We start from the raw sequence: 3,733 nt of genomic DNA, 5'->3' as shown, positions 1-3,733 counted from the left end.
GCGACCTTCGGGCCCGGCGGTGCCCACATCGCCCCGGTGACCGAGGCGCCCGCGCCCCCTACGTCGGGTGCCCCGAACAGCTCGGCGCCCGGCAGCTCCGCACCCTCCAGTTCGGCACCCTCCGGCTCGGCGGGATCATCGACGTCGCCCTCGGCTGACCAGCCCGGAACGAACTGCCGGGAACCGTAGATGACGCAAGCCGCCGCCCCGACCCACGCACGGCCCACCCAGCCCGAACACACCGGACGCAACGCCGAATTGGCGCTGCTGGTGTGCGCCATCGGGGTGGTCACCGTCGCGCTGCTCATCGTGCAGAGCGCCCAGGATCAGTCGCTGACGTGGGACATCGCGAAGTACGTCGCCGCCTACATCGTGCTGTTCGCGATCGGTCATCTGGTGGTGCGGCGCTTCGCCCCGCACGCCGACCCCGTCTTCTTGCCGGTGGTGGCGATGCTCAACGGCCTCGGTCTGGTCCTCATCCACCGGCTCGACCTCGGGTCGGGCAACACCGGGGAGTCGATCAATCCGACGACCAAGACCGACAACGCCGACCAGCAGTTGCTGTGGGCGTTCCTCGGGATGGCCGTCTTCGCCGCGATCCTCATCTTCATCCGCGATCACCGCACCCTGTCGCGCTACGCGTACACGCTGGGTCTGGGCGGTCTGATCTTCTTGGCGATCCCGGCGATCCTGCCGGCGTCGTTGTCGGAGATCAACGGCTCCAAGAACTGGATTCGCACGCCGCTGTTCAACATCCAGCCCGGTGAGTTCTCGAAGATCCTGCTGATCATCTTCACCGCGGCCCTGCTGGTCTCCAAACGCGACCTGTTCACCACCGCGGGCAAACACTTCCTGGGCATGGACCTGCCACGCGCCCGAGACCTCGGCCCGCTGCTCATCGCATGGGTCGTCGCGATCGGCATCTTCGCCCTCGAGAACGATCTCGGTGGCCCGCTGCTGATCTTCACCACGATCTTGGCGATGCTCTACGTGGCCACCGAGCGGGTGGGCTGGGTGGTCATCGGTCTGACCATGTTCGCCGTCGGCGCGATCCTCGCCTACCAGTTGTTCCCGCATCTGCAGGTCCGCGTATCGGTGTGGCTCGATCCGTTCGGCGACTTCTACAACACCGGCTACCAGATCGGCCAGAGTCTGTTCGGCCTGGCCACCGGTGGTCTGTTCGGCACCGGACTGGGCTCGGGGCGACCCAACGCGGTGCCGTTCGCCAACACCGACTTCATCATCGCGACGATCGGTGAGGAGCTCGGGCTCGTCGGCCTGGCCGCGGTGCTGATGATGTACATGATCTTCGTCGTGCGCGGCCTGCGGACCGCGGTGACCGTCCGCGACAGCTTCGGCAAGCTGCTGGCCACCGGACTGTCGGTGACCATGGCGGTGCAGGTCTTCGTCGTCGTCGGCGGCGTCACCAAGCTGATCCCGCTGACCGGTCTGACCACCCCGTTCATCTCCTACGGCGGCTCGTCGCTGCTCGCCAACTATGTGTTGGTGGCGTTGCTGATCCGCGTGTCCAACGCTGCCCGCGAGCCGGATCCGACGAAGCGCCGGCCGACCCCCAAGCCCGTCGAGTCACTGCCCACGCAGGCGGTGAAGCGCACGTGAACACTCCGATCCGTCGGGTGTCGGTCGCGGTGATCGCGTTGATCGTCGTCCTGCTCGCCAACGCCACCTACGTGCAGGTGATCAAGGCCGACAAGCTGCGCTCCGACCCGCGCAACGACCGGGTGCTGCTCGACGAGTACTCCCGGCAGCGCGGCTCGATCATCGCCGGCGGCGAGGTCATTGCGATGTCGCAGGCCACCGACAGCCGCTACAAGTACCTGCGCCGCTATCCGGTGAACCCGCGCGCCTTCGCTCCGATCACCGGCTACTACTCGATCCAGTACGGGTCGGCGGGCCTCGAGCAGTACGAGAACTCGATCCTCTCCGGCAACGACGACCGCCTGTTCGGTCAGCGGTTCACCGACATGTTCTCCGGTCGGGATCCACGCGGCGGCAACGTCGTCACGACCATCGACCCGCGGTTGCAGCAGATCGCCTACGACCAGCTGAACTCCGGGGCCACGTGCGACGGGCCGTGCGTCGGTGCGGTCGTCGCGATGGACCCGAGTACCGGCAAGATCCTCGCGATGGCCTCGACGCCCAGCTACGACCCGAATCTGCTGAGCAGCCACGACCAGAACGTGCGGGAGGCGGCGTGGGGCGCCGACACCGGCGCGGACAAGCGCCTGCAGAACCGTGCGACCGACGAGATCTATCCGCCCGGATCGACGTTCAAGATCATCACGTCGTCGGCGGCATTGCGTGACGGACTCAACGCGTCGACGCAGCTGACCGCGGCGTCGACCTTCCAGCTGCCCGACAGCACCGCGAAACTGCCGAACTACGGCGACGAGACCTGCCCCGGCGGCAGCGGCACCGTCAGCCTCGCCGATGCGGTGAAGTACTCGTGCAACACCGCCTTCGCCGACCTCGTGCTCAACAAGATGCCCAACGCCACCGACACACTCAAGGAAACCGCTCGGCTCTACGGCCTCGACTCGCCGGCGCCGAACATCCCGATGCCGGTGGCGCGGTCGACGGTCGGCACGATCCCCGACCGCGCATCTCTCGCGCTCAGTGCGATCGGACAGAAGGATGTTGCGATGTCGACCCTGCAGAACGCGATGGTCGCCGCGACCGTCGCCAACGCCGGTGTGCGGATGCAGCCGTACCTGGTCGACAAGTTGCAGTCGGCGGACCTGCGCACCCTCTACACGACGCCACCGACCACCATCAACTCGCCGATCACCTCGGAGCAGGCGGCTAGCCTGACATCGATGATGGTCGGGGTGGAGAATGCATCGAACCCGTCCGGCGGGCCGGTGCAGATCGCGTCGAAGACCGGTACCGCCGAGCACGGCGACGAGAACTCCGCCACCCCGTATTCCTGGTACATCGCGTTCGGGCCGTCGACGGACGCGAAGATCGCCGTCGCGGTGGTGGTGGAGAATGGGAAGTTCGGTGTGCAATCGGTCGGTAACACCGTGGCCGGACCCATCGGCCGGGCAGTGATCAATGCTTATGTAGGAGGTGGACGATGACGTTGCAGAACGGCACCATCATCGCCGACCGCTATCGGCTGATGCGTCTCATCGCCACCGGCGGTATGGGACAGGTCTGGGAAGCGCTTGACACCCGGCTCAATCGCCGGGTTGCGGTCAAGGTGCTCAAGGCGGAGTACTCCGACGATCCCGAGTTCGCGGCACGGTTCCGCACCGAGGCGCAGACCACCGCGAAGCTCAACAACCCGGGCATCGCGAACGTCTTCGACTACGGCGAGACCGGTGACCGTGGCGGCGGCACGCTGGCGTACCTGGTGATGGAGCTCGTCGACGGCGAGCCGCTGAACTCGGTGATCTCGCGGATGGGTCGGTTGTCGGTGGCCAACACCCTCGACATGCTCGAGCAGACCGGACGCGCGTTGCAGGCCGCGCACAGCCAGGGGCTGGTGCACCGCGACGTCAAACCCGGCAACATCCTCATCACGCCGACCGGTCAGGTCAAGATCACCGACTTCGGGATCGCCAAGGCCGTCGACGCCGCACCGGTCACGCAGACCGGCATGGTGATGGGCACAGCCCAGTACATCTCGCCCGAGCAGGCCACCGGCGACGACGCGACCGCGGCGTCGGACGTGTATTCGCTCGGGGTCGTCGGCTACGAGGCGCTCGTC

Annotated in this window: 3 protein-coding genes; all 3 read left to right on the top strand. The window is 66.8% G+C overall.

Features of this window, described 5'->3' with window-relative positions; genetic code table 11:
- Window positions 1-189 precede the first annotated feature (189 nt).
- The gene (locus B1964_RS00055) at window positions 190-1,620 is read left to right on the top strand and encodes an FtsW/RodA/SpoVE family cell cycle protein (RefSeq protein ID WP_006368638.1); all 1,431 of its coding nucleotides are present in this window, start codon (window positions 190-192) and stop codon (window positions 1,618-1,620) included.
- Window positions 1,617-3,101 (top strand): penicillin-binding protein 2, encoded by a 1,485-nt coding sequence (locus tag B1964_RS00050; protein ID WP_014358164.1) that lies wholly within the window; start codon window positions 1,617-1,619, stop codon window positions 3,099-3,101. Before B1964_RS00055 ends, B1964_RS00050 begins: the two co-directional genes overlap by 4 nt.
- Window positions 3,098-3,733: serine/threonine-protein kinase (locus tag B1964_RS00045; protein ID WP_139765565.1), on the top strand; the 636-nt coding region annotated here is incomplete at its 3' end. The genes B1964_RS00050 and B1964_RS00045, both read left to right, overlap by 4 nt.

It is taken from the genome of Gordonia sp. i37 (genome assembly GCF_002043085.1).
GTDB classification, from domain to species: domain Bacteria; phylum Actinomycetota; class Actinomycetes; order Mycobacteriales; family Mycobacteriaceae; genus Gordonia; species Gordonia polyisoprenivorans.
The sequence above is the reverse complement of the archived record's forward strand: the minus strand, read 5'-3'. Positions and strand labels throughout refer to the sequence as shown.